Origin of the sequence: Microcoleus sp. AT3-A2 (assembly GCF_036705685.1) — a bacterium.
GTDB lineage: Bacteria > Cyanobacteriota > Cyanobacteriia > Cyanobacteriales > Microcoleaceae > Microcoleus.
In genome coordinates this window covers 1-1,575 of the sequence record NZ_JAUBVF010000154.1, presented here as the reverse complement: position 1 = coordinate 1,575, position 1,575 = coordinate 1, and the positions used below count along the sequence as shown (strand labels likewise).

Below are 1,575 nucleotides of genomic sequence, written 5' to 3'. Positions count from 1 at the left end.
ATCGCTTTAAATTCAGCTCCAATTCCGCTTGTTAACATTTCTTTACTTACCTTGGTTTTTTTATACCGACCTACTTATAATTATTCTTAATTCGTAGTACAAAATATTGATTTTCTTTTTTCATTAATGCTTGAACGCGTTCAGAACTAGAAAAACCTCTGTCCATTACAGCGACTCCATTTTGAGGTGTGGCTGGTATGGTTTCATCTCCATACTGACTGTCATGACCTTGACCAAAATGAATCTGGACTCCATCAATTATTCCCGGTTTATTGTCCGTTCCCGCAAATAGTTTTACTTGATGGTATTCCTGTTGCCATAGTAATTTACTTGTTAACGTAACTATCGTGGAATCTAAATGGAATAAACTCATCCTATCTTTGTTAATTAATTGACGTTTTATATCCGCTTGCAATCTTTCAAATATTTTATGAAAACACCAATATCTCTATGCTTACTAGCCTTGAAAAAAGTTGATGTATCTAGGGAAATATCTCGACTGTTTAAACGGGAAAATAGCGAACGCATAGTATCCAGACTTTGGTCAAAACTAAACCCTAGCCAGCAGGAGACAAATGTGAAGCTATCTAAAACAGGATAATCATCTTTGGGTAAATGGGCGAGATACCGTCTGACAATTTTGGGGAAGTTAGAAAATAGCATTTCAGTTGATTAGTAATAATTTATAACTCTGCAATTATACATTGCTCGCCCAATTTTAGCAATCTTTTCCTATCATTCAACACTTCTGGTAAAACTGTACTTCGTGAGTCGTTTTGTTCCAAAGATGACGGACTAGTTCTACACAAACAATAGTCTGAATATCTGTCCATTGTTCTTGTTTATAAAGTCCTCCTAATGCGGCCACTGGCACCACCCAAACTTTTCTAATTTCGACGCGATGATGTCCCTTTTCTGTTCGGGAATCCTGACTCACTTCAATTCCCTCAAACTGTTGAGATTTTGCCATCTCAAACCAGGTTTTAACTTGATTATAAAGAGTTGGATGATTACTTTTTAAAGTGACTACATAATCGGCTTTTTTCTGACGAATCAACCGAACAATCTCGGTTTGTGTCCCCATCGCATCAATCGTAATAATGGCTCCGGTGATGTCAATTAATTCCAACAATGCCGGGATGGCTGTGATTTCATTTGAATGGTCTTCAACTTTGACTTGTCCCAAGACTAACCGATGTTCACTCGCCCATGCCGTCACTAAATGTAAGTTTTTTACCCCTTTTGTTCGGTCATAAGACCCTCTCAGGCTTTTTCCATCAATCGGGCTCACTTCTTGAGCAACGGACCCGATTAATTGGTTCATCCATGTTCGCAATTTTTGCTCTAAAATTTTTGGCTCTAGCTTTTCAAAGACCCGACGGAATGTATCGTCACTTGGGATGCCATTGGGTAACTTTAAAAACTTTTGTAACCAGGTAAGCTTACTGATTCCATAATTTTCCATGTCTTCCCACCCTGCCGGCTCCGGCTATCACGGCTAAGTAGTTAAGCAAAATTAATTACATAATTATCTCCAAATTCTTTAAGAATTTTTTCTACAGATGAAACAAGAGA

General features: G+C 37.8%; 1 protein-coding gene and 1 pseudogene. Both read right to left on the bottom strand.

Annotated features, from left to right (window positions below; translation table 11 throughout):
* Positions 1 to 70: 70 nt before the first annotated feature.
* Positions 71 to 415 carry a transposase gene (locus QUB37_RS29615; RefSeq protein ID WP_333168800.1) on the bottom strand — a complete coding sequence of 115 codons (345 nt, stop codon included), beginning with the start codon at positions 413 to 415 and terminating at the stop codon, positions 71 to 73.
* 336 nt (positions 416 to 751) lie between these two features.
* Positions 752 to 1,520: pseudogene (locus QUB37_RS29610) on the bottom strand (ISAs1 family transposase); the annotation flags it as partial.
* Between the last annotated feature and the right edge of the window lie 55 nt (positions 1,521 to 1,575).